The sequence below is a fragment of the Labrys methylaminiphilus subsp. lupini genome, assembly GCF_051161885.1.
Taxonomy (GTDB): domain Bacteria; phylum Pseudomonadota; class Alphaproteobacteria; order Rhizobiales; family Labraceae; genus Labrys.
Genome location: NZ_JBMDIH010000001.1, coordinates 401669 through 424281 on the forward strand (window position 1 = coordinate 401669; position 22613 = coordinate 424281).

Annotated in this window: 17 protein-coding genes; 6 read left to right on the plus strand and 11 right to left on the minus strand. The window is 63.0% G+C overall.

Annotation, left to right across the window (positions count from 1 at the left end; genetic code table 11):
- Positions 1–2: 2 nt before the first annotated feature.
- The 6 genes from ACN6KF_RS01830 to ACN6KF_RS01855 all read right to left on the minus strand — a co-directional run bounded on the left by ACN6KF_RS01830 (position 3) and on the right by ACN6KF_RS01855 (position 7919).
- A complete protein-coding gene (locus tag ACN6KF_RS01830; RefSeq protein WP_434955189.1) occupies positions 3–737 on the minus strand; it encodes a GntR family transcriptional regulator in 735 nt (244 codons plus the stop codon).
- Positions 738–1067: 330 nt separating this feature from the next.
- The gene (gene sucD / locus ACN6KF_RS01835; protein WP_434955190.1) at positions 1068–1985 is read right to left on the minus strand and encodes a succinate--CoA ligase subunit alpha; all 918 of its coding nucleotides are present in this window, start codon (positions 1983–1985) and stop codon (positions 1068–1070) included.
- The gene (sucC, locus tag ACN6KF_RS01840) at positions 1985–3184 is read right to left on the minus strand and encodes an ADP-forming succinate--CoA ligase subunit beta (RefSeq protein WP_434955191.1); all 1200 of its coding nucleotides are present in this window, start codon (positions 3182–3184) and stop codon (positions 1985–1987) included. Before sucC (ACN6KF_RS01840) ends, sucD (ACN6KF_RS01835) begins: the two co-directional genes overlap by 1 nt.
- A 171-nt stretch (positions 3185–3355) precedes the next feature.
- Positions 3356–5506: an acetate--CoA ligase family protein gene (locus ACN6KF_RS01845; RefSeq protein ID WP_434955192.1), complete on the minus strand. Its 2151-nt coding sequence runs from the start codon at positions 5504–5506 to the stop codon at positions 3356–3358.
- 409 nt (positions 5507–5915) lie between these two features.
- Positions 5916–7223 carry an oxalate/formate MFS antiporter gene (oxlT, locus tag ACN6KF_RS01850; RefSeq protein ID WP_434955193.1) on the minus strand — a complete coding sequence of 436 codons (1308 nt, stop codon included), beginning with the start codon at positions 7221–7223 and terminating at the stop codon, positions 5916–5918.
- A gap of 558 nt (positions 7224–7781) precedes the next feature.
- A complete protein-coding gene (locus tag ACN6KF_RS01855) occupies positions 7782–7919 on the minus strand; it encodes a hypothetical protein (protein ID WP_434955194.1) in 138 nt (45 codons plus the stop codon).
- A gap of 642 nt (positions 7920–8561) precedes the next feature.
- On the opposite strand from ACN6KF_RS01855, the gene ACN6KF_RS01860 reads away from it, so the two are divergent.
- The 4 genes from ACN6KF_RS01860 (at position 8562) to sucD (ACN6KF_RS01875) (ending at position 14047) form a co-directional block, all read left to right on the plus strand.
- Positions 8562–10319, plus strand: a complete 1758-nt coding sequence (locus ACN6KF_RS01860) for a thiamine pyrophosphate-binding protein (protein WP_434955195.1) — start codon at positions 8562–8564, stop codon at positions 10317–10319.
- An 81-nt stretch (positions 10320–10400) separates the two neighbouring features.
- The gene (gene frc / locus ACN6KF_RS01865) at positions 10401–11675 is read left to right on the plus strand and encodes a formyl-CoA transferase (protein WP_434955196.1); all 1275 of its coding nucleotides are present in this window, start codon (positions 10401–10403) and stop codon (positions 11673–11675) included.
- A 240-nt stretch (positions 11676–11915) separates the two neighbouring features.
- Positions 11916–13079, plus strand: a complete 1164-nt coding sequence (sucC, locus tag ACN6KF_RS01870) for an ADP-forming succinate--CoA ligase subunit beta (RefSeq protein WP_434955197.1) — start codon at positions 11916–11918, stop codon at positions 13077–13079.
- Between the two features lie 77 nt (positions 13080–13156).
- Positions 13157–14047: a succinate--CoA ligase subunit alpha gene (sucD, locus tag ACN6KF_RS01875; RefSeq protein ID WP_434955198.1), complete on the plus strand. Its 891-nt coding sequence runs from the start codon at positions 13157–13159 to the stop codon at positions 14045–14047.
- 333 nt (positions 14048–14380) lie between these two features.
- Here the strand turns inward: sucD (ACN6KF_RS01875) and ACN6KF_RS01880 are convergent, their stop codons facing one another.
- The 5 genes from ACN6KF_RS01880 to gcl form a co-directional block, all read right to left on the minus strand.
- Positions 14381–15154: a fumarylacetoacetate hydrolase family protein gene (locus ACN6KF_RS01880; RefSeq protein ID WP_434959591.1), complete on the minus strand. Its 774-nt coding sequence runs from the start codon at positions 15152–15154 to the stop codon at positions 14381–14383.
- 88 nt (positions 15155–15242) lie between these two features.
- The gene (locus ACN6KF_RS01885; protein WP_434955199.1) at positions 15243–16271 is read right to left on the minus strand and encodes a 2-dehydropantoate 2-reductase; all 1029 of its coding nucleotides are present in this window, start codon (positions 16269–16271) and stop codon (positions 15243–15245) included.
- Between the two features lie 103 nt (positions 16272–16374).
- Entirely contained in the window at positions 16375–17265 is an 891-nt protein-coding gene (gene glxR, locus ACN6KF_RS01890) for a 2-hydroxy-3-oxopropionate reductase (protein ID WP_434955200.1), read from the minus strand.
- A gap of 106 nt (positions 17266–17371) precedes the next feature.
- Positions 17372–18148 carry a hydroxypyruvate isomerase gene (hyi, locus tag ACN6KF_RS01895; protein WP_434955201.1) on the minus strand — a complete coding sequence of 259 codons (777 nt, stop codon included), beginning with the start codon at positions 18146–18148 and terminating at the stop codon, positions 17372–17374.
- Positions 18149–18360: 212 nt separating this feature from the next.
- Positions 18361–20130: a glyoxylate carboligase gene (gene gcl / locus ACN6KF_RS01900; RefSeq protein ID WP_434955202.1), complete on the minus strand. Its 1770-nt coding sequence runs from the start codon at positions 20128–20130 to the stop codon at positions 18361–18363.
- 261 nt (positions 20131–20391) lie between these two features.
- Between gcl and ACN6KF_RS01905 the strand changes: the two genes are divergently transcribed.
- Together ACN6KF_RS01905 and glmU are read left to right on the plus strand one after the other, a co-directional pair.
- Positions 20392–20814 (plus strand): lysozyme inhibitor LprI family protein, encoded by a 423-nt coding sequence (locus ACN6KF_RS01905; RefSeq protein ID WP_434955203.1) that lies wholly within the window; start codon positions 20392–20394, stop codon positions 20812–20814.
- 322 nt (positions 20815–21136) lie between these two features.
- Positions 21137–22492 carry a bifunctional UDP-N-acetylglucosamine diphosphorylase/glucosamine-1-phosphate N-acetyltransferase GlmU gene (glmU, locus tag ACN6KF_RS01910; protein ID WP_434955204.1) on the plus strand — a complete coding sequence of 452 codons (1356 nt, stop codon included), beginning with the start codon at positions 21137–21139 and terminating at the stop codon, positions 22490–22492.
- The last annotated feature ends 121 nt before the right edge of the window (positions 22493–22613 follow it).

Sequence of the window (22613 nt, forward strand, 5' to 3'; positions counted from 1 at the left end):
CGTCAGTCGAAGATGCCTTCGCTATGCTTGGCGACATAATCGGCCAGGCCCAGCGTGTGGTCGCGGGCATAGGCCTCGGCCTTGGCGATATCGCGCTTTTCGAGGGCCTCGATGATGTTGAGGTGATCGACGATCGATTTGCTGGCGCGATCGTCGCGGCCGATGGTGATCTGCCGGATGCCACGCACATGCAGTACGAGGTTCTCGGTCATCTCGGCCAGGATCTGCGAGCCGGAGAGCTCGATGATGGTCTGATGGAAGCGGATATTGGCGGTCGAGTATTCGTGTGGATAGTCAGCCGGCTTATGAGCCTCGTTGAACTCGTGGAAGATCGTGCGCAGCCGCGCGATTTCCCGGTCGCTGGCGCGCTGGCAGATCAGGCGCACCGCCATGCTTTCAAGCGCTGCCCAAGCCTGGATCATCTCGATCACCTCGCGCTTGGTTTTTTTCAGCACGATGATGCCCCGCCGGGGCAGGGATTTGACGAAGCCCTGCTGCTCGAGCATTGCGATAGCCTCGCGCACCGGCGTCCGGCTGACACCAAGGCGTTCTGAGAGCTGGCGCTCGTCGATCCAGGTGGGGTCGGGCGAAGAGTAGATGTCCATATGGGCGATGGCATGCTTGAGCGCGGCATAGACTTTGGTCTTGTAGGTCTGTTCCGGAGAGAAACGTTCCAGCACCAGTTCGGGGGTGGATTCGTCGGCGATTGGCCAACGCGCTTGAATCTTGGGGGCCACGAACTCTTCCTCTCTCAAAACGCCTATATCGACCGGATAGTGCCATGCTCTTCATAGCGCATATACGTGATCCGGTCTTGCATTAGGTATACCTAAAACGGCCTATAAGTCGCCCTCGAGCCGATGACGCCCGGACCGGAAGAGCGATTCTCGTTATTGTTGTCCTCGTGGCTTCCTCGTCGCAGTCTGTCGCTGTTTCATCGTCGTGTTGGCGGCGGGATCGCAATGCCGCGCACCCGCCGCCGGAAGGAAAGACCCATACCGCCCGGGAGAAGGCGGTATGGTGAATGTCGGGGGACCGGCATTCATGAGTGTTTCGGGAGCACCGTGTCAGCCCGTGGCTGCCTGGCGGCGGCGAGGCGACCAGTCGTTCAGCAATTCGGTGAGCGTGGTACCGAGGCGAGCGGGGGATGGGGATACCCTGACGCCAGCGGCTTCGAGCGCGGCGATCTTGGAGCCGGCATCGCCCTTGCCGCCGGAGATGATGGCGCCGGCATGGCCCATGCGCCGTCCGGGCGGTGCGGTGCGGCCGGCCACGAAGCCGACGGTGGGCTTCTTGCGCCCGCGCTTGGCCTCGTCGATCAGGAACTGCGCCGCATCCTCCTCGGCCGAGCCGCCGATCTCCCCGATCATCACGATCGAATGGGTGTCGGGATCGGCCAGGAACATCTCCAGCATGTCGATGAACTCGGTGCCCTTCACCGGGTCGCCGCCAATGCCCACCGCCGTGGTCTGCCCCAACCCCTCATTGGAGGTCTGGAACACTGCCTCATAGGTCAGCGTGCCCGAGCGCGACACGATGCCCACCGAGCCCTTCTTGAAGATGTTGCCCGGCATGATGCCGATCTTGCACTCGTCCGCCGTCATCACCCCCGGGCAGTTCGGCCCGATCAGGCGCGACTTCGAACCCGACAGCGACCGCTTCACCTTGATCATGTCGGCGACCGGAATGCCCTCGGTGATGCACACGATCAGCGGGATCTCGGCATCGATGGCCTCGCAGATCGCATCGGCCGCCCCCGGCGGCGGCACATAGATCACGCTGGCATCGGCCTGCGTGACATGGCGCGCCTCGGCCACGGTGTCGAACACCGGCAGGCCCAGATGCTGCGAGCCGCCCTTGCCCGGCGAGGTGCCCCCCACCAGCTGCGTGCCATATTTGAGCGCCTGCTCGGAATGGAAGGTGCCGTTCTTGCCAGTGAAGCCCTGGCAGATCACTCGGGTTTGCTTGTTGATCAGGATCGACATTACTTGGCTTCCCGCACGGCTTTGACAATCTTCTGGGCGGCATCGTCGAGGTCGTCGGCAGCAATCACATTGAGGCCGGATTCACGGATGATCTGCTTGCCGAGTTCGACATTGGTGCCTTCGAGCCGCACCACCAGCGGGATCTTCAGGCCGACTTCCTGCACCGCGGCGATCACGCCCTCGGCGATCACGTCGCATTTCATGATGCCGCCGAAGATGTTGACCAGGATGCCCTTCACTTTCGGATCGGCCGTGATGATCTTGAAGGCCGCCGTCACCTTCTCCTTGGTGGCACCGCCGCCGACATCCAGGAAGTTGGCCGGCTCCTCGCCATAGAGCTTGATGATGTCGAGCGTGGCCATGGCCAAGCCAGCCCCGTTCACCATGCAGCCGATCGAGCCGTCGAGAGCGATGTAACTGAGATCGTAGCGCGAGGCCTCGATCTCCTTGGGATCCTCTTCCGACTCGTCGCGCAGCGCCACGATGTCGGGATGGCGGTAGAGGGCGTTGGCATCAAAGCCCATCTTGGCGTCCAGGCATTTGAGCTGGCCGTCCTTGGTGACGATCAGGGGATTGATCTCCAGGAGCGCCATGTCCTTGGCCACGAAGGCGGTGTAGAGCTTGGTGGTCAGGCTGACCGCCTGCTTGGCCAGGTCCCCGGAAAGCCCGAGCGCCTTGGCGACCGCCAGGCCGTGATGGTTCATCACCCCGGTGGCCGGATCGACCGAGAAGGTCACGATCTTCTCCGGCGTCTCATGGGCCACCTTCTCGATGTCCATGCCGCCCTCGGTGGAGACCACGAAGGCAACGCGGCTGGTCTCGCGGTCGACCAGCACCGAGAGGTAGAACTCCTTCTCGATGTCCGAGCCGTCCTCGATATAGAGGCGGTTGACCTGCTTGCCGGCCGGACCGGTCTGCACCGTCACCAGCGTGTTGCCCAGCATCTCCTGCGCACTGGCACGCACATCCTCGATCGACTTGGCCAGGCGCACACCGCCCTTGGCATCGGCAGGCATTTCCTTGAACTTGCCCTTGCCGCGCCCGCCGGCATGGATCTGCGACTTCACCACATAAAGCGGACCCGGAAGCTCCTTGGCCCCTTTCACCGCTTCCTCAACCGTCAGCGCAGGCACGCCCTTAGATATGGGCAGGCCGAATTCCTTCAGGACCGCTTTCGCCTGGTATTCATGGATGTTCATTCTTCTTGGACCTCGTCGCTGTCATGGGATGGTGCCTGCCGGTCATGAGGCATAGTTCCGCCATTCCCGCGATCCCGATGAGGGAGCACAGGCTGGATGGGCTGTTCGATTGAGGGAAGAGGGGGTGAACGACGCCGGCGCGGTGCGTCGACGTCATCAGCAAGCCTGGCCTCAGAGCAACCCAGCCCCGCGAGCCCATTTATATTTGGCGCCGAGCACTTCCACCGGCAGCTCGGTGGAATAGGCATAGGCTGGCACGCCATGGGCATAGAGATATTCGGAAGCTTCCTCGACCTGTACGTCGCCGGCGAGGGAAGCAACGATCGGCTTTTCGATGCCGCGAGTCTTCATCTCTTCCTTGGCCTCGATCACCAGCTTGGCGAAGGTCATCGGCGGCGTGATGATGGTGTGCCAATAGCCCAGGATGATCGAGTGGATGCGGTCGTCTTCCAGGCCGAGCTTGATGGTGTTCTTGTAGGTCGAGGGCGGTTCCCCGCCGGTGATGTCGACCGGATTGCCGGCTGCGCCGAAGGGCGGGATGAATTTGCGGAAGGCCGCGTCGAGATCATCGGGCATCGACATCAGCGACAGGCCGTTGTCGACGCAGGCATCGGAGAGCAGCACGCCCGAGCCGCCGGCGCCGGTGATGATGACCACGTTTTCGCCCTTGGGCGTTGGCATGATCGGCACGCCGCGGGCGAATTCCAGCAATTGTCGCAGCGAACGGGCGCGGATGACACCGACCTGCTTGAAGACGTCTTCATAGATGCGGTCATTGCCGGCAAGCGCGCCGGTGTGGGAGCTCGCCGCCTTTGCGCCGGCCGAGGTGCGGCCGGCCTTGAGCACGATCACCGGTTTCTTCTTGGAGACGCGCTTGGCGACTTCGGCGAAGGCGCGGCCGTCCTTCAGGTCCTCGCAATGCTGGGCGATGATCTTGGTGTTGTCGTCCTGCTCGAAGAAGGTGAGCAGGTCGTCCTCGTCGATGTCGGATTTGTTGCCGAGGCCGACGATGGCCGAAACACCCATCTTGGCCGAGCGGGAGAAGCCGATGATGGCCATGCCGATGCCGCCCGACTGGGAGGACAGGGCGGCCGAGCCCTTCACGTCATAGGCGGTGCAGAAGGTCGCGCAGAGATTGGATGGAGTATAGTAGAAGCCATAGATGTTCGGTCCCATCAGGCGGATATTGTATTTGCGCCCGATCTCCTGGATCTCGCGCTGGCCCTCCTCATTGCCGGTTTCGGCAAAGCCCGAGGGAATGAGTACGGCGCCCGGGATGGCCTTCTCGCCGCATTCGATCAGGGCGCCCGCCACGAATTTCGCGGGAATGGCGAAGACGGCCGTATCGATGGTGCCGGGCACATCCTTGACGCTCTTATAGGCCTTGTAGCCCAGGATCTCGTCGGCCTTGGGGTGGATCGGATAGATCTGGCCCTTGTAGCCACCATTGATCAGGTTCTTCATCACCGAATTGCCGATCTTGCCATCCTCGGAGGAGGCGCCGATCACGGCCACGGCCTCGGGGCGCATGATGCGGTTCATCGCGGTAACGATGGCCTCCTGCGAGGGCCGGGGGCGGGATGGCCTGACCTCGAAGTCCACCACGATGCGGACGTCAGCCGCAACGGCACCATCCTTGGTGGCGAAGACCGGATTGAGATCGAGCTCGGTGATCTCTGGAAAATCGGTGACGAGCTGCGAAACCCTCGCCAGCGTGTCGGCGAGCGCATCGCGATTGACCGGATCGCCGCCGCGCACGCCCTTGAGCATCTCGGCAGCCTGGATGCCGTCGAGCATGGACAGAGCCTCGTCACGGTCGATAGGCGCCAGGCGGAAGGTGATGTCTTTCAGCACCTCCACCAGCACGCCGCCGAGGCCGAAGGCGACGAGCTTGCCGAAGCTGTCGTCGGTCACGGCGCCGATGATGACTTCCTGGCCGCCCTTCAGCATCTGCTGGACTTGGATACCTTCGATACGGGCATCGGCCTTGTAGGCCTTGGCATTGGCGAGGATCTTGTCGTGGGCGGCTTCGGCTTCGGCCGCGGAGGCCACCCCGACGATCACGCCGCCGGCTTCGGTCTTGTGCAGGATGTCCGGCGAGACGATCTTCATGACGACCGGAAAGCCCATGTCGCCTGCGAGCTTGGCGGCCTCGGCGCCGGAACGCGCCAGCCCCTCCTGCGGCACGGGAATGCCGTAGGCGTCGCAGACGAGCTTGCCTTCTGGTGCGGTGAGGCTGGTGCGGCCGGATGCCTTGACGGCATCGAGAACGGCCCGGACATCGGCCTGGATGGAATGCGCGGGTTTCGCCTGGATGTTCATGGGGGTTTCTCCCTGGTCGTTGCCGGTTCGAAGCGTCGTCCTATCGGCGAGAATTCGAATTTTTGGTATCTGGTATGCCAGAATTTGAGTTTGTCAAGCCCGGTCTTGGCTGTCGTGCGAGGCCTAAAGCAGGCTTTGAAGGAAACGCACTTTTGCTCGAACTCTTTGTTTAGGCTTGTCTTTGCGAATCCCGACAAATCTGGCGGCGGCAAGTGCTTGAGTGCGAAGAACCGTATTCGGTTCTTGGCCGCATGTCGGAGGATCCAGGGCCTCAACGCCGCTGGAGCATCGTGTCGCGATCGTGACGAAGAATGCAGCCTGGATCGGGTTCGATAATCCCGGCCGGTGCCTGTCGGCGGCACCGGCTTTTGCTGATCGGACGTGGCTGTTGATGCCCGCCACGCGAGGGTTATGCGGCTGCGGTGCTCGCCGGCTGTTGCAATTCGTGCTTGCGCACCACGCCCGCCCGCCAGGGCTTGAGCACCCCGATGGCGAGGACAGCAGCCAGGATGTTGGCACCGGCTGCGATGAGGAACACCAGGTCCCAGCTACCGGTCTGCTGCTGCAGGACGTTGGCGAAGGGGACGAGCAAGGCGGCCGTTCCCTTGGCCGTGTAGAGCAGCCCGGCATTGGTGGCCGCATATTTGGAGCCGAACGTATCCGTGCAGGTCGAGGGGAAGAGAGAGTAGATCTCGCCCCAGGCGAAGAACACGAAGCCGCTGAGCAGCACGAACCAGACCGGGTCATGGCCGAATTTGTACAGCAGGTAGATGCCGACCCCTTCCATCGCAAAGGCGATGAACATGGTATTCTCGCGGCCGATCTTGTCCGACACCCAGCCGAAGAAGGGACGGGTGAGGCCATTGAGGATACGATCGAGCGTCGCGGCGAAGGTTACGGCTGTCATGGTCAGGCCGAACAGCGAGACCGGGATGCCGTCGAGCTTGAGATCGGCACCGATGGGCTTGAGGTTGGCGGTTACCATCAGGCCACCGGCCCCGACGATCACGAACATGAAGTACATCAGCCAGAAAATTGGCTGGCGCAGTACCTCGGTCGGTGCGAAATTGCGGCGGGTCTGCACGATGTTCTTGTTCTGCACCGGAGCTGGCACCTGGCCGCTGCGAGGCGTGTGCATGAATAGCGCGAAGATGATGACGATGATGCCTTGGCCGAGGCCGAACCAGAAGAAGGCAGCCTGGAACCCGTCATTGGCGATCATGGCCTGGATGGGGGCCACGGTCAGGGCCGAGCCGGCGCCGAAGCCGGCTGCGGTGATGCCGGCCGCCAGGCCGCGCTTGTCCGGGAACCATTTCAGCGCATTACCTACGCAGGTACCGTAGACGGCGCCGGCGCCGATACCGGCAATGATCTGCCCGAGATAGAATAGAGAAAGCGAGGTGGCGTAGGAATTGATCACCCAGCCGATGGCGCAGAGCGCGCCGCCGAAGACCACCACGAGTTTCGGCCCGTATTTGTCGACGAACCAGCCTTCGACCGGCACGAGCCAGGTTTCGAACAGGACGAACAAGGTGAACGCCCATTGTATCGCGGCCCTGTCCCAGCCGAACGTTTTCTGGATGTCGGGAACGAAGAATGTCCAGCCATATTGAAGGTTGGCGATCATCACCATGCAGACGACGCCGATTGCAAGCTGTGTCCAGCGGAAGGCATTGGATACCTTCGGCAGGCTTTCCTCTCCTTGCGACCCTACCATTGCAGTCCCCCTTGGTTTTTGTTGGAGGTTGGACGGAGCTCAGGCTCCATTAAGCAGGTTGTGAGGGCATATTGGTATCTTGCATGCCAGTTGGCAAGCGTCGTTTTTAATCGACGCATGCCGAACGGCCCCGGAAGAGACGTCTTCCAGGGGGCTTCAGCACGGATGAGCAGGAAAGACGATCGGCATCAAGTTACGGAAAGAACTGAGATCTTCGTTCCGCGTACTTCGATGGCCGGCGCAGTTGCGAATAGATCAAAAAAAGTTGCAGGGAAGCAGTCGCAACGCTGCCCCACGTCGTAAATAAGGTAGGAATAGTCGATTCTTAGATATAATCTTCTGGCATGCCAGATTCGGATTTGCTCTCCAGATAATGCGTCTGGCTGCGCCGAAGGGGCGTGATCGCGTCCACCCGGCCCACGCTTTCGACAATTGGAGAGAGGGCCTGTCAATCGAGTGACCCGCCAGCGATCCCAGTCGAATCGTTTTCACCAGCGCGGTCTCCGGGACCATCGTGCCAGGCCATTGGCGAGGCACGGCAGCGACGATCCAGAGTATTTAGAGGCCGAAGGGTTCGCGGGAGCCGGCGCGGATATCGGCCTGGGCCATCTTCATCAGGAAGCCCGAGAAGGCAGTCCAGATACGGGCCGACAGCGGACGGGCGGCGGGGCTACGGGACAGAGCAGAAGTGGTCATGGTCGTTCTCCGCGTTGGGATTCGAGGAAAGATCTTTTGTTGCTGCGAATCTGGCATGCCAGAGCCCAGATGGAAAGCGCCGATATTGCATTGCAGTCATGCGCTCTTTGCAATGCGAAGTAAACAACCGCCACTTACCTCCAGGCCGTCAGTGTCCCTGTTGGGCGGGGCGACATAGGCTGAAACTGGTTTAGGGGTAGCTCCATACTAAACACGAAAATTCGAGGCTTTCTTATAAGCTTTACTGCATCGCGGCATGAATTTGCGCACACCATCATGACGCGAGCTTGGCTGCAGAGACGGTCTTTCAAGCCGGCAAAATCGTGCTTCCCTGCTGCCGTAACTCCACGCGATTTTCGCTTGGAGTTGAATGTCAAACCCTTGAAATAAAAGAGAATTCATCTTTCCTCATGGCAGTGGAAGAGGTAGATGCCAGCCGCCACGCAGGCCGGAAAATTCGGATTGACACTCTGGTATCTGGCATGCCAATGTCGAGACATACGGCATGCCATGGCGTCACTCCGCCAAGTAGAAGGCGATATCGGCACAGTTGATCCCGTCCATTCCTATGCGATGGGCAACAAGCCGGCCGATGCTTTCAGCGGCATATCGTTGCGAAGAACAACGGGAGGAATTGCCCCAATGGCAACGGTTACAGCACTGCAAAAGCCCGTGACCACGACGGCCGAAGATACGCTCAAGCAAAAAGCCCGCGACGGCAGTATTGTCTCCGGCGGACATCTCGTCGCCAAAGCGCTCAAGGCCGAGGGCGTCGATACGATCTTCACCCTGTGCGGGGGGCATATTATCGACATTTATGACGGCTGTCTTGACGAAGGCATCCGCATCGTCGACGTGCGTCACGAACAGGTTGCCGCCCATGCCGCCGATGGCTATGCGCGCCAGACCGGCAAGCTCGGCTGCGTCGTCACCACGGCCGGTCCAGGCTGCACCAATGCGATGACCGGCATCGCCACCGCCTTCCGTTCGGAAAGCCCGGTTCTGCATATTGGCGGGCAGGGTGCGTTGACCCAGCACAAGATGGGGTCGCTGCAGGATCTGCCGCATGTCGACATGATGAAGCCGATCACCAAATTCGCCGCGACGGTCTCCTCCACCGAACGCGTGGCGGACATGATCTCGATGGCGGCGCGCGAATGTTTCGCCGGTGCCTATGGCCCGTCTTATCTCGAGATCCCGCGTGACGTGCTCGACCGGGAAGTCTCCCTCGACCGCGCGGTCCTGCCGGCCTCCGGCAGCTATCGCGCCTCGACCAAGTCGATCGGTGATCCCGCCGATATCGAAAAACTCGCCGATATCCTGGTTGGCGCCGAGCGCCCCGCCATCCTCTATGGCCAGCAGGTCTGGACCGGCCGCGGGCAGGATGAGGCCATTGCGCTCTTACGCGGGCTCGACATTCCCGGCTATTTCAACGGCGCCAGCCGCGGCCTGCTGCCCCCCGGCGATCCCCACCATTTCGACCGCACGCGCTCGCTCGCCTTCGCCAAGGCCGATGTGCTCGTCATCGTCGGCACGCCCTTCGATTTCCGCATGGGCTATGGCAAGCGCATCAGCAAGGACTTGAAGCTCATCCAGATCGACATGGATTACCGCACCGTCGGCAAGAACCGCGACATCGATCTCGGCCTGGTCGGCGACCCTGGTGCGATCCTCGGCGCCGTGCTGCAGGCGGCTTCCGGGCGCATGGACAAGGGCAAGCGCCAGCTGCGCCAGCAATGGATGCAGATGCTTCAGGACGCCGAAGCGGTGGCGACCGAGAAGCTGATGCCTCTGTTCCTCTCCAACCAGACGCCGATCCATCCCTATCGCGTCGCCTATGAGCTCAACGAGTTCCTCGGCGAGGACACCATCTATATCGGCGATGGCGGCGACGTGGTGACGATCTCGGCCCAGGCCGTGCGTCCACGCGGACCGGGCCAGTGGATGGATCCGGGCGCGCTCGGTTCGCTCGGCGTCGGTACCGGTTTTGCCCTGGCGGCCAAGCTCGCCAATCCCAACAAGGAGGTGCTGTGCTATTACGGCGACGGCTCCTTCGGCATGACCGGCTTCGACATGGAAACCGCAGATCGCTTCGGGGCGCCCTATCTGGCCGTCATCGGCAACAACTCCTCGATGAACCAGATCCGCTATGGCCAGGTTGCCAAATATGGCGAGGAACGCGGCAATGTCGGCAACAAGCTCGGCGACGTGGCCTTCTCGAAATTTGCCCAGATGCTCGGCAATCACGGCGAGGAAGTCCGCGACCCCGCCGAGATCCAGGCGGCGCTGCGACGGGCCCGGGATGCCATGGCCAAGACGGGACGCTCGGCACTGGTGAACATCTGGGTCGATCCGAACGAATACGCGCCGGGCACCAAGAACCAGACCATGTACAAGTGAGACCGCGGGATGGCCGGCCTTGCGCAAGGCCGGCCATCCCGCTCCCTCGCCATAACAGATGATATTTCCGAGGAGGGAACCATGGGACAAGCACTCGAAGGCGTGCGCATCCTCGATTTCACACATGTCCAGTCCGGCCCGACCTGCACCCAGTTGCTGGCTTGGTTCGGTGCCGACGTGATCAAGGTCGAAAAGCCCGGCGTGGGGGACATCACCCGCACGCAGCTGCGCGACATTCCCAATGTCGACAGCCTCTATTTCACCATGCTCAACCACAACAAGCGCTCGATCACGCTGGACACCAAGAACAAGGCCGGCAAGGCGGTGCTCGAGGAACTCGTCAGGAGCTGCGACGTGCTGGTGGAGAATTTCGCCCCCGGTGTGCTCGACCGCATGGGCTTTTCCTGGGCCCGCATCCAGGAACTCAACCCCCGCATGATCGTGGCCTCGATCAAGGGCTTCGGCCCCGGTCCCTACCAGGACTGCAAGGTCTATGAGAACGTCGCCCAATGCGCCGGCGGCGCGGCCTCGACCACCGGCTTCGATGACGGCCCGCCTCTGGTGACGGGGGCCCAGATCGGCGACTCAGGCACGGGCCTGCATCTGGCGCTCGGCATCGTCACCGCGCTCTACCACCGCACCCATTCGGGGCGCGGCCAGCGCGTGGATGCCGCCATGCAGGACGGCGTGCTCAATCTGTGCCGGGTGAAGCTGCGCGACCAGCAGCGCATCGAACGCGGGCCCATGAAGGAATATCCGCAATATCCCAATGGCAAATTCGGCGATGCCGTGCCGCGCGCCGGCAATGCCTCGGGTGGCGGCCAGCCCGGCTGGATCCTCAAATGCAAGGGCTGGGAGAGCGATCCCAACGCCTATATCTACTTCATCACCCAGGCGCCGGTCTGGGGCGCCATCTGCAAGGTGATCGGCAAGGAAGAGTGGATCACCGATCCCGATTATGCCACGCCGGAAGCGCGCTTGCCGCGGCTCCGTTCCATCTTCGACACCATCGAGAAATGGACGGAGACCAAGGACAAGTTCGAGGCGATGGATATCCTCAACAAATACGACATCCCGTGCGGACCGATCCTGTCAATGCGCGAGATCGCCAATGAGCCCTCGCTCAGGGTGACGGGGACCGTCGTCGAGGTCGACCATCCCGAACGCGGGCCTTACCTCTCGGTCGGCAATCCGATCAAGCTTTCCGACAGCCCCACCGTGGTCGAGCGCTCGCCGCTGCTAGGCGAACATACACAGGAGGTGCTGCGCGACGTCCTCGGCTTCGATCAGCACCGGATCGACGAGATCGCCGGAAGCGGTGCGCTTGGCAATCCCGTGGCCATGGCGGCGGAGTGAGGTTGTCCCGCTGAGATGATGGGGCGGGTGCCGTGGTGGTGCCCGCCCTTTTTTGTGTTGGTGGGGCTACCTCCAGACCGGCCCGTGCCTTTGCAGGCAAGCATGGCATTTCCGTGCCGGTCTGAGGACCGGCACGCCAGGGCGGTACTCCATTCGCGCTCCCAGACTTTCCGCTTTGACAGTTTTTGGTATCTGGTATACGTTATACCAGATAAGAGCGATATCCATGCATGGGAGGGAATGATGAAACTGCACGAATTCCAGTCCAAGCAGATCCTGGCATCCTATGGCGTCGAGGCGCCGCAGGGTGCCGTCGCCATCACGGCCGGCGAGGCCGGGCAGGTGGCACGTCGCCTCGGTGGTTCCCGTTTCGCCGTGAAGGCGCAGATCCATGCGGGTGGCCGTGGCCGGGCCGGGGGCGTCCCTATCGTTTCCTCTCCCGAGGCGGCGGAGGAGGCGGCCAAAGCGCTGCTAGGCCGGCGTCTGGTCACCGAGCAGAGTGGCGCGCATGGGCGCGTGGTCGAACGCGTACTGGTAGAGGCGGCCGTCGACCACATCCGCAGCTTCTATCTGTCGCTCAGCGTGCATGCCGCCAGCGGCACCCTTGTCCTTGCCGCGAGTGGCGCCGGCGGTGACGACATCGAGGATCGTGTCCTGGCCGGAGAAGATGGCCTGGAGCGCCTGCCATTCGGGGATGGAAGCCAAGTCAGGATCGAGGAACTGCGTACCCTCGCGGCACGCCTGGGCCTGGTCGGGACGCCGGCTGAAGCTTTCGCCAATCTTGCCGATGGCCTGCGACGCGCTTTCCTGGAACTCGACGCCAGCCTGATCGAGATCAACCCGCTGGTCCTGACCGCCGACGACAGGCTGCTGGCGCTCGACGTCAAGATGATCATCGATGACCATGCCCTGTTCCGCCAGGCTTCCCTGGCGGAGCTGCGCGAGGAAGATGGCGACGAATACGAGGTCAAGGCCCGCCAGCGCCAGCTCAACTATGTCCGCATGGACGGCACCGTTGGCATCGCGGCCAATGGTGCCGGGCTCGGGCTTGCCACGGTCGACCTCGTCCACGCCGCTGGCGGTGCGCCGGCCAATTTCATGGATATCCGCACCACGGCAACCAGCCTCGACATCGCGCATGGCTTCGGCCTGCTGCTCGACAATCCCCAGGTGCGCGCACTGCTCATCAATGTGCATGGCGGCGGCATGCAGTCCTGCGACACGGTTGCCGAAGGTCTCGGCATCGCCATGCGCCGGGCCGGGCGCACGCTGCCGGTGGTGACCAGGCTTGCCGGCAACAATGCCGATTATGCCCGCTCGCGTTTCGCCAATTTCGGCTGCCGCGTCATCGAATGCCCGGACATGTGGACGGCAGCCGCGAAGGCCGTCGCCGCCGCACGCTGACGGCGATTTTGCTGCAGTTTTAGACTGATAAATCCAAAATAACGCGATAGCGCCGTTGGTGCGCACGGGAGGGCGAAATGGCTATCCTCATCGACAATGAAACCCGCGTCGTCTGCCAGGGCATGACCGGCTGGGCGGGAACCCATCATACTGCTGCGATGATCGAGTATGGTACCAAGGTCGTGGCCGGCGTCACGCCCGCCAAGGGCGGGCAATCCCATCTCGGCGCGCCGGTGTTCGATAGCGTCGCCGAAGCCGCGAGGGAGACCGGCGCCAATGCCAGCATGGTCTTCGTGCCGCCGGCCCGGGCAAGTGCCGCCATCATCGAGGCTGTCGAGGCCGAGATCGCGCTGGTCGTGGCCATCACCGAACGTGTGCCTGTACTCGACATGATCAGGGTGCGCCATGCGCTCGCCGGATCGAAGACTAGGCTGATCGGCCCCAATTCGCAGGGGATCCTGTCACCGGGCCTATGCAAGATGGGCGTGATGGCAACCGGCAGCGAGCGCCCGGGCAGCGTCGGCATCATCTCGCGCTCGGCCTCCCTGACCAGCGAGGTGATCGCCCAGATCTCCGCCGCGGGTCTCGGGCAGTCGACCACCGTCGGGGTCGGCGGCGACCCCGTGCATGGCCTGTCGATGCGCGATTGCCTCGAACTGTTCCTTGCCGATGCCAAGACCGAGGGCGTCGTGCTGATCGGCGAGATCGGCGGCGAGGAAGAACAAGAAGCAGCCGATTATGTCGCCTCTGTCAGGCCGGCCATGCCGATCGTCGGCCTAGTCGTCGGGCTGCATGCCCCGGCCGAGCGACGCATGGGCCATGCCGGTGCCCTGACCATGCATGGCCGTGACCGGGCCGACGCCAAGATCGCCGCCTTCGAGAAGGCCGGTATTACCGTTCCGTCAAGCCCGCATCTGGTCGGCGCTACGATTGGCCGGGCGCTCGCCGCGAAGGCGAAAGCGGCTTGAAAGCAATTTCGCCGCGTGCGCGGGCAGGATGCCCAAAGGCGACAACTTAAGCCGAGAAGGCGCTGGTTCTTTACCCTCCCCTGGAGGGGGAGGGTCGGGCGAAGCCCCGGGTGGGGTGACTCCTTTGTAAGAAATTGCGATTATCCTCTTCACGACCTATGCAATTTCACCCCACCCCGACGCTTCGCGTCGACCCTCCCCCTCCAGGGGAGGGTAAAGAACTGGCGTTCTTCCTGCTTAGGTTCGCGTCTACGGGTATCTTTCTCGCTCTTTCTTTCTGTCGGTATTTGCTTGGGTTGGGCAAGATGCCGGCACACCCGGCTTCTTCGTTGCTTACTGCACGAAGCGGTTCTCCAGGCAGCCAATGCCTTCGATGCTGACGCGGACATCGTTCTGCGCTTCCTTCATGGCGCCGACGCCGAGCGAGGTGCCGCAGCAGATCAGGTCGCCCGGCAAGAGGGTCATGTCCCTGGAAATCAGGCTGACCAGCCTGGCCGGCGGGAAGACCATGTCGGCGATCGGGTAGTTCTGGCGCTCGTCGCCGTTGAGCAGCGTCCGCACCACCAGGGTGGCGGGATCGATGTCGGTGGCGATCACCGGACCGAACGGCCCGAAGCCGTCGAAGCTCTTGGCGCGAACCCATTGGGCGAAGGTCGAGTCCCGCGTGATGATGTCGCCGGCGGTGATGTCGTTGACGCAGGTATAGCCGAAGATGGCGTCCGCTGCTTCCTCCTCAGAGGCGTTGCTGCAAGGCTTGCCGATGACGATGCCGAGCTCACCCTCATAGACGACCCGGCCATCATAGGAAGAAGGCCTTGCCACGGTCGCGCCCGGGGCGGTGACGCTGGTGGGCGCCTTGAGCAGATAGAGCGGCTCCGGCGGCACGGCGACATTCAGCTTGGCGGCGAGCTGGTGGAAATTGTTCCAGAGCGCGATGATCTTGCTAGGCACCGTCGGTGCAAGGATCCTGGCCTTCGCCAAAGGCAGCGTACGGCCGGTGGCGGCGGCGATGCCGAACATGTCGCCGCGATGGACATGGATGGCATCGCCTTCGAGCGTACCGAACTGGGCCTGCCCGTCTTCCTCGAAACGGATCCATTGCGACATGGCGGTCTTGCCTCTCTGTGATGGCATGAGGGATTTTCGAAAGACGGCGAGATCGTCGCCGCCTTTCGACAATGTTCGTCGTGCCCGGTCAGGCTTGGCCGACGGCGCGCAGCGGAGCCGGCGCCACCTCTTGCGGGAAGGTGGGGTAGAGGCCCCTGACCCGAGCCATCTGCTGCACCAGAGCGAGCACGGCATCGATATGCGGCGTCGCGATCCCGGCGATGCGCCCCATTTCCTGCACCGAAGTGAGCAGGGCGTCGATCTCCAGCGCCCGGCCCTTGTCGAGATCTTGCAGCATCGAGGTGCGGTGGGCGCCGACCCCTGCCGCCCCGTCGATGCGCCGGTCGACGCCGACCCGGAAGCGTGCACCGAATTTGAGCCCTATCTGCTCGGCCTCCACCATCATGGCGCGCGCCAGCGCCCGCGTGCCCGGCTCGGTCGCGATCACGTCGAGCGTGGCATGGGTGAGGGCGGAGATCGGGTTGAAGCACAGATTGCCCCAGAGCTTCAGCCAGATGTCGTCGCGGATATCCTCGTAGAGCCGGGGCTTCAGGCCGCCGGCCGTCATCGCTTCGGCGAGCCTGGCCACGCGCAGGCTCTCCGTGCGGTTGGGCTCGCCAAGGCCGAACTGGTTGCCGTAGATGTGCTTGACCACGCCGGGCTCGGTGATCTCGGTGGCCGGATAGACCGTGCAGCCGATCACCCGCTCGGGGCCGATGGCCTGCCACTGCCGGTTACCCGGATCGACGCTGGCGAGGCGGGTGTCGCCATGAGGCGCGGGCAGGCCGTAGAAATACCACCAGGGCACGCCGTTCTGGGCGGTGACGACGGCGGTGTCGCGGCCGAGCAGCGGCTTGAGTGCTTCAGCCGATTCCCAGGCCTGGTGCGCCTTGAGGGCGACGATCACATAATCCTGCGGTCCGAGATCGGCCGGGTTCTGCGTGGCCGTGGGCGAAGCCGTCAGTTCCTGCCCGTCGACGAGCAGTTTGAGGCCGCGGGCCTGCATGGCCTTGAGGTGGTCTCCGCGTGCGATGACCGAGACTTCGGCACCCGCCTGCTGCAGCATCACTGCCATGTAGCCGCCGATCGCGCCGGCGCCGTAGATGCAGATCTTCATGATGTCGCTCCCCTAGAGTATTTTTCAGAAAAGTTGATAGACTTTTCGATTAAAAAAATGCGCAAAAACAAAGAGTTGCCGCCCGCCTTGCGGGTCTTCAGTTTCAGTTGGTCGTGGTGGTGACGGCGTGGTTGGCCATGAGTTCGAGGGCCCGCACCATGGCGGAATGGTCCCAGGCCGCGCCGCCATGCGAGACGCAGGCATTGAACAGTTCCTGGGCGGTGGCGGTGTTGGGCAGGGAAAGACCGAGCTGGCGGGCCGTGGTCAAAGCGAGATTGAGATCCTTCTGGTGCAGGGCGATGCGGAAGCCCGGATCGAAAGTGCGCTTGACCATGCGCTCGCCATGCACTTCCAGGATACGCGAGGCGGCAAAGCCGCCCATCAGGGCCTGGCGCACCTTGGCCGGGTCGGCACCGGCGCGCGAAGCGAACAGCAGGGCCTCGCCGACGGCCTCGATATTAAGGGCGACGATGATCTGGTTGGCGACCTTGGTGGTCTGGCCATCGCCATTGCCGCCGACCAAAGTGATGTTCTTGCCCATCTTCTCGAACAGCGGCCTGGCGCGCTCGAAGGCGGCTTCCGGGCCGCCGACCATGATGGTGAGGGAGGCGGCCTTGGCGCCGACCTCGCCGCCCGAGACCGGCGCGTCGAGATAGTCGACGCCGAGCTCGTTGATGCGCTTGGCGAACTTCTTGGTCTCCACCGGGGAGATCGAGCTCATGTCGATGACGAGCTTGCCGGCGGAGAGGCCTTCGGCGACGCCGCCCTTGCCGAACAGCACGGTCTCCACGTCCGGGGTGTCGGGCACCATGGTGATGATGATGTCGGCCTTGCGGGCGACATCGGCGGCGCTCGGCTCGGCCTTGCCGCCGGCCTTGATCAGGTCCTCGGGCACATTGCCGAGCGTGTTGAGGAAGAGGGTGTGGCCGGCCGCAATCAGGTGCCCCGCCATCGGGGAACCCATGATGCCAAGTCCGACAAAGCCGATATTCATGGTGACGGTCCTTTGAATAGAGTCAAAACATTGGGGAGTTACCCCCTCATCCGCCCCTTCGGGGCACCTTCTCCCACAAGGGGAGAAGCGAATATCTGGGACGGGCTCAGCGAGCCTGCTTGAACCAGCCCAGGCCCGCTTCAGTCTCGCCCTTGGGCTTGTATTCGCAGCCGATCCAGCCGGCGTAGCCGAGCTGGTCGAGCCATTGGTAGAGGAAGGGGTAGTTGATCTCGCCGGTGCCCGGTTCGTTGCGGCCGGGATTGTCGGCCAGCTGCACGTGCCAGATCTCAGGCAGGTGCTTTTCGATGGTGCGAGCCAGATCCCCTTCCATGATCTGCATGTGGTAGATGTCGTATTGCAGACCGACATTGTCCGAGCCGGTCTCGGCAATGATCTCGGCCGCCTGGCGGGTGTTGGTCAGGTAGAAGCCGGGAATGTCGCGCGTGTTGATCGCCTCGATCACCAGGCGGATGCCGGCCTTCTTGAGCTCGCTTGCGGCATAGCCGATGTTTTCGACGAAGGTGGCCCTTGCCTGCCCCGCATCGACGGAGGCGGGCGCGATGCCGGCCAGGCAGTTGACCAGCTTGCAGTCCAGCGCCTTGGCATAGGTGATGGCCTCAGCAACGCCCTCACGGAACTCCGCCTTGCGATCGGGCAGCACGGCGATGCCGCGCTCCCCGTCCGCCCAGTCGCCGGCTGGCAGATTGTGCAGGACCTGGATGAGCTTGTGCTCCTTCAGGGCGGCAGCCAGATCGGCCGCCGGGAAGGGATAGGGGAACAGATATTCCACGCCCGCAAAGCCGTTGCGGGCGGCTGCCGCGAAGCGCTCCATGAACGGCACTTCGTTGAACAGCATGGTCAGATTGGCGGCAAATTTAGGCATGGCGGTTCCCGGTGTCTTACCCTCCCGTCGATGGGGAGGGGCGGCCCGTAGGGCCGGGGTGGGGTGGCAGCCCGGCCGTTGATGAATGAGCCGAACTCCCCCTGGAATGGTTTTGGTTAGGGCAGCACTTCCCACCCCACCCCGACGCTTCGCGTCGACCCCAGATCATTCCAAGAGGAATGGTCGACCCCTCCAGGGGAGGGTAAAGAGCCTCATTCGGCCGCGACGGCTTCCGACCGGATGGGCAGGTCGAGGATGTCCTCGAACTCGGTCACCGCGTCGATCTCCGGGCCCATGGCGATGTTGGTGACACGCTCCAGGATGAACTCGACGACGACGGGCACCTGATAGTCGCGCATCCATTCGCGGGCCTTTTCAAAAGCCTGCCCGAACTCGTTGGGACTGCGGACCCGGATCGCCTTGCAACCGAGCCCCTCGGCGACGGCGACATGATCGACGCCATAGCTTTCGAGGTCCGGCGCGTTGATGTTCTCGAAGGAAAGCTGGACCTGAAAATCCATGTCGAAGCCGCGCTGGGCCTGGCGGATCAGGCCGAGATAGGCGTTGTTCACCACGACATGGATATAAGGCAGCTTGAACTGGGCCCCGACCGCCAGTTCCTCGATCAGGAACTGGAAGTCATAGTCGCCGGACAAGGCCACGATTTCCCGGTCGGGATCGGCCGCGCGCACGCCGAGGGCGGCGGGAATGGTCCAGCCCAGCGGGCCAGCCTGGCCGCAATTGATCCAGTGGCGCGGATGGTGCACACGCAGGAACTGGGCGCCGGCGATCTGTGACAGGCCGATGGTGGAGACGTAGCAGACGTCTCGGCCGAAGGCGGTGTTCATCTCCTCATAGACGCGCTGGGGCTTGAGCGGCACATTGTCGAAATGGCTGCGCCGGAGCAGGCTGCTTTTACGCCCGCGACATTCGGCGGCCCATTCGGAGCGGTCCCTGAGCCGGTCCTGCGCCTTGAGGTCGCGGGCAACCTCGAGGAAGAGGTCGAGGGCGGCGCCGGCATCGGAGACGATGCCGAGATCGGGATTGAAGACCCGGCCGATCTGGGTCGGCTCGATGTCGACATGCACGAATTTACGGCCCTTGGTGTAAACCTCCACCGAGCCGGTGTGGCGGTTGGCCCAGCGATTGCCGATGCCGAAGACGAAGTCGGAGGCGAGCAGCGTGGCGTTGCCATAGCGGTGGCTGGTCTGCAGACCGACCATGCCGGCCATCAAGGGATGGTCGTCGGGGATCGCACCCCACCCCATCAGGGTCGGGATGACAGGCACGCCCGTCAACTCGGCAAAGGCGACGAGCTTGTCACAGGCATCGGCATTGATGATGCCGCCGCCGGCCACGATCAGCGGGCGCTCGGCTTCTTGCAGCAGCGCGATGGCCTTCTCGGCCTGAAGCCGCGTCGCCTCCGGCTTGTAGACGGGCAGCGGAGCGTAGACCTCGTCGTCGAACTCGATCTCGCCCAATTGCACGTCAACGGGAAGGTCGATCAGCACCGGGCCGGGGCGGCCCGAGCGCATCAGATGGAAGGCCTGCTGGAACACGCGCGGCACCAGAGCCGGCTCGCGCACGGTGACCGCCCATTTGGTGACGGGCTTGGCAATCGCCTCGATATCGACGGCCTGGAAGTCTTCCTTATAGAGGCGGGCGCGAGGGGCCTGGCCGGTGATGCACAGGATTGGGATGGAGTCGGCTGCCGCCGAATAGAGGCCGGTGATCATGTCGGTGCCGGCCGGGCCGGAGGTACCGATGCACACGCCGATATTGCCGGCCTTGGCGCGCGTATAGCCTTCGGCCATGTGGGAGGCGCCCTCGACATGGCGGGCGAGGTAATGGTTGATCGAACCGCGCGCCTTCATGGCCGAATAGAGTGGGTTGATCGCAGCGCCCGGCACCCCAAAGGCGCACACCACACCCTCGCGTTCCAGCACCCTGACGGCAGCGTCGATTGCGCGCATTCTGGCCATGGATGTTCCGCCCTCTTTGTGGTCTTCTGGTATACAAGATGCCAGCAAATGAGAGCGTGTCAACCGCTTTATGCAACCTGACCTTTGCGTTGGCCGCGGCCGATTGGCGCAAATCGCCCTCGAATCCGCTGGGCTGACGGAGCGAAGAGTCCCTTTCTGTTGATGGTTGATGGGGGCGTCGTATTAGTCCGATGCCCGCAGCTGAAAATTGTGAGAGGCTGCCCGTCCTTCGTGATCGCCATGCCTATCGAGGAGAATGACATGCGGCTGCCCAGCCTGATACGAACCATTTTGATGGGACTGGCAGTCCTCTCCGCGGCAGGACCGGCCCTTGCGGCCGGGGACTGCGCCAATGCACCAGACGAGGCTGCACTCAACCAATGCGCCGGCAAATCGTTGAAGGCGTCCGACGGCGAGCTCAACACGCTCTACAAGCAGATCCAGAAACGCCTGAACGACGATGCGGACAAGACGAAATTGCTGGTGGCGGCGCAAAGAGCCTGGGTCGCTTTTCGCGACGCCGAATGCAATTTCTCGAGCGCCGGGGTCACCGGCGGCACCCTCTATCCGTTGGCGGTGACGCAGTGCCGAGACGGCTTGACGAAGGATCGCATCAAGACCTTCAAGACCTATCTCAACTGCTCGGAAGGTGATTTGAGCTGTTCGGTGCCGGCGGCGAATTGAGCGCGCGCTCCATCCCTTCGCCTGTATTTCTGACATGATCCACGTCGATAGGTTTCCTGCAGCCGCTCTCTCGGAGCAGGTTCGTATTGTCTCATCCTCTCATGGAGGACTGGCGCGGCCTGCGTTGATCACTGGCGGCTGGAACTTTATAAAGCCCCAGGATTCGACCGAAGAATCACACAAACGTCATGATGAGGAGACAGGAGTGTCGACATCAATGACGTAACGCTGTCGCTCTGACACTGAAACTGTCGTTCGATCAACTGATGCCGAACGTCTTATGGAGCGCAGGAAACTTATCGCAACGTATACGGATCATGCCATGTCCCGACCGACCCTAGCCGTCATCCTCGCTGCAGGTGAAGGCACCCGCATGAAATCATCGCTGCCGAAGGTGCTGCACGCCATCGCCGGCCGTTCCATGCTGGCCCATGTCCTGGCGAGCGTGAAGCAGGCCGGTATCACCGACGCGGCCGTCGTCGTCGGACCCGGCCGGGAGGACGTCGCCAGGCTCGCGCAGAAGGAACTGCCGGGCTGTGCCGTGTTCACCCAGGTCGAGCGCAAGGGCACCGGCCACGCCGTGCTGGCGGCGAAGGAGGCCCTGGCCGACGGCAAGGATATCATCGTCCTCTATGCTGACACGCCGCTGGTGCGCCCGCAGTCGATCGAGACGCTGAAGGCGGCCTTGGCGGATGGCGCCAGCGTGGCCGTGCTCGGTTTCCATGCCGCCGATCCTACCGGCTATGGCCGCCTGATCGTCGAGGGCGATGCGCTCACTGCCATCGTCGAGGAAAAGGATGCCACGCCCGAACAGAAGACCGTCGGTTTCTGCAATGGCGGCCTGATGGCCCTCAGCGGCGAGCACGGCCTTGCCTTGCTCGAAGCCATCGGCAATGACAATGCCAAGGGCGAATACTACCTCACCGACGCAGCCGAGATCGCGCATCGGCAAGGGTTCCGGGCCGTTGCCCGCCCGATTGCCGAGGAAGAAGTGCAGGGGGTAAACGATCGCCTGCAGCTGGCAGCGGCGGAGGCCGTCATGCAGTCGCGTCTGCGCACCGTCGCCATGCGCGAAGGCGTGACCATGATCGCGCCCGAGACCGTCTTCCTGTCCCATGACACCCGTCTCGGCAACGACGTGGTGATCGAACCCAATTGCTGGTTCGGCCCGGGCGTGACCATCGAAAGCGGCGCCGTGATCCATGCCTTTTCCCATCTGGAAGGTGCGCATGTCGGCAGCGACGCCTCAGTCGGCCCCTTCGCGCGGCTGCGGCCCGGAGCCAAGCTCGCCGAGGACGTCAAAGTCGGCAATTTCGTCGAGGTCAAGGCGGCCAGCGTCGAAAAGGGCGCCAAGATCAGCCATCTCAGCTATATCGGCGATGCCCGGGTGGGTGCGGAAGCCAATATCGGCGCGGGCACCATCACCTGCAATTATGACGGCTATCTCAAGCATCGCACCGATATCGGCGCGGGCGTGTTCGTCGGTTCCAATTCCGCCCTCGTGGCCCCGGTGACGATCGGAGACAACGCCAATATCGGCGCCGGCTCGGTGATTACCAGGGACGTGCCAGCCGATGCCCTGGCGGTGGCCCGCGGCCGGCAGGTCGGAGTCGATGGCTGGGCCAAGGCCTATCGTGCCAAGAAGAAGGCTGAGAAGGAAGCCAAGTCCAAGGGATGAAGATACGCCGGGAGCGCGGACATCTCGCGACATGCTCGCATGTTGCGGTGTCCGCTGCTTTGGCCGTGAACGCCGGGCTTGGCATGCAAAAATGCGGACAGGATGTCCGCGATCCGAGAAC

Bases quoted from the DNA above. Each gene is read 5' to 3' on its own strand.
- hyi (WP_434955201.1), bottom strand. From the start codon at position 18,148: ATGCCTAAATTTGCCGCCAATCTGACCATGCTGTTCAACGAAGTGCCG.
- ACN6KF_RS01880 (WP_434959591.1), bottom strand. From the start codon at position 15,154: ATGTCGCAATGGATCCGTTTCGAGGAAGACGGGCAGGCCCAGTTCGGT.
- sucC (WP_434955197.1), top strand. From the start codon at position 11,916: ATGATGAAACTGCACGAATTCCAGTCCAAGCAGATCCTGGCATCCTAT.
- glxR (WP_434955200.1), bottom strand. From the start codon at position 17,265: ATGAATATCGGCTTTGTCGGACTTGGCATCATGGGTTCCCCGATGGCG.
- sucD (WP_434955190.1), bottom strand. From the start codon at position 1,985: ATGTCGATCCTGATCAACAAGCAAACCCGAGTGATCTGCCAGGGCTTC.
- ACN6KF_RS01845 (WP_434955192.1), bottom strand. From the start codon at position 5,506: ATGAACATCCAGGCGAAACCCGCGCATTCCATCCAGGCCGATGTCCGG.
- sucC (WP_434955191.1), bottom strand. From the start codon at position 3,184: ATGAACATCCATGAATACCAGGCGAAAGCGGTCCTGAAGGAATTCGGC.
- oxlT (WP_434955193.1), bottom strand. From the start codon at position 7,223: ATGGTAGGGTCGCAAGGAGAGGAAAGCCTGCCGAAGGTATCCAATGCC.
- frc (WP_434955196.1), top strand. From the start codon at position 10,401: ATGGGACAAGCACTCGAAGGCGTGCGCATCCTCGATTTCACACATGTC.
- ACN6KF_RS01885 (WP_434955199.1), bottom strand. From the start codon at position 16,271: ATGAAGATCTGCATCTACGGCGCCGGCGCGATCGGCGGCTACATGGCA.
- ACN6KF_RS01905 (WP_434955203.1), top strand. From the start codon at position 20,392: ATGCGGCTGCCCAGCCTGATACGAACCATTTTGATGGGACTGGCAGTC.
- glmU (WP_434955204.1), top strand. From the start codon at position 21,137: ATGTCCCGACCGACCCTAGCCGTCATCCTCGCTGCAGGTGAAGGCACC.
- ACN6KF_RS01855 (WP_434955194.1), bottom strand. From the start codon at position 7,919: ATGACCACTTCTGCTCTGTCCCGTAGCCCCGCCGCCCGTCCGCTGTCG.
- sucD (WP_434955198.1), top strand. From the start codon at position 13,157: ATGGCTATCCTCATCGACAATGAAACCCGCGTCGTCTGCCAGGGCATG.
- ACN6KF_RS01860 (WP_434955195.1), top strand. From the start codon at position 8,562: ATGGCAACGGTTACAGCACTGCAAAAGCCCGTGACCACGACGGCCGAA.
- gcl (WP_434955202.1), bottom strand. From the start codon at position 20,130: ATGGCCAGAATGCGCGCAATCGACGCTGCCGTCAGGGTGCTGGAACGC.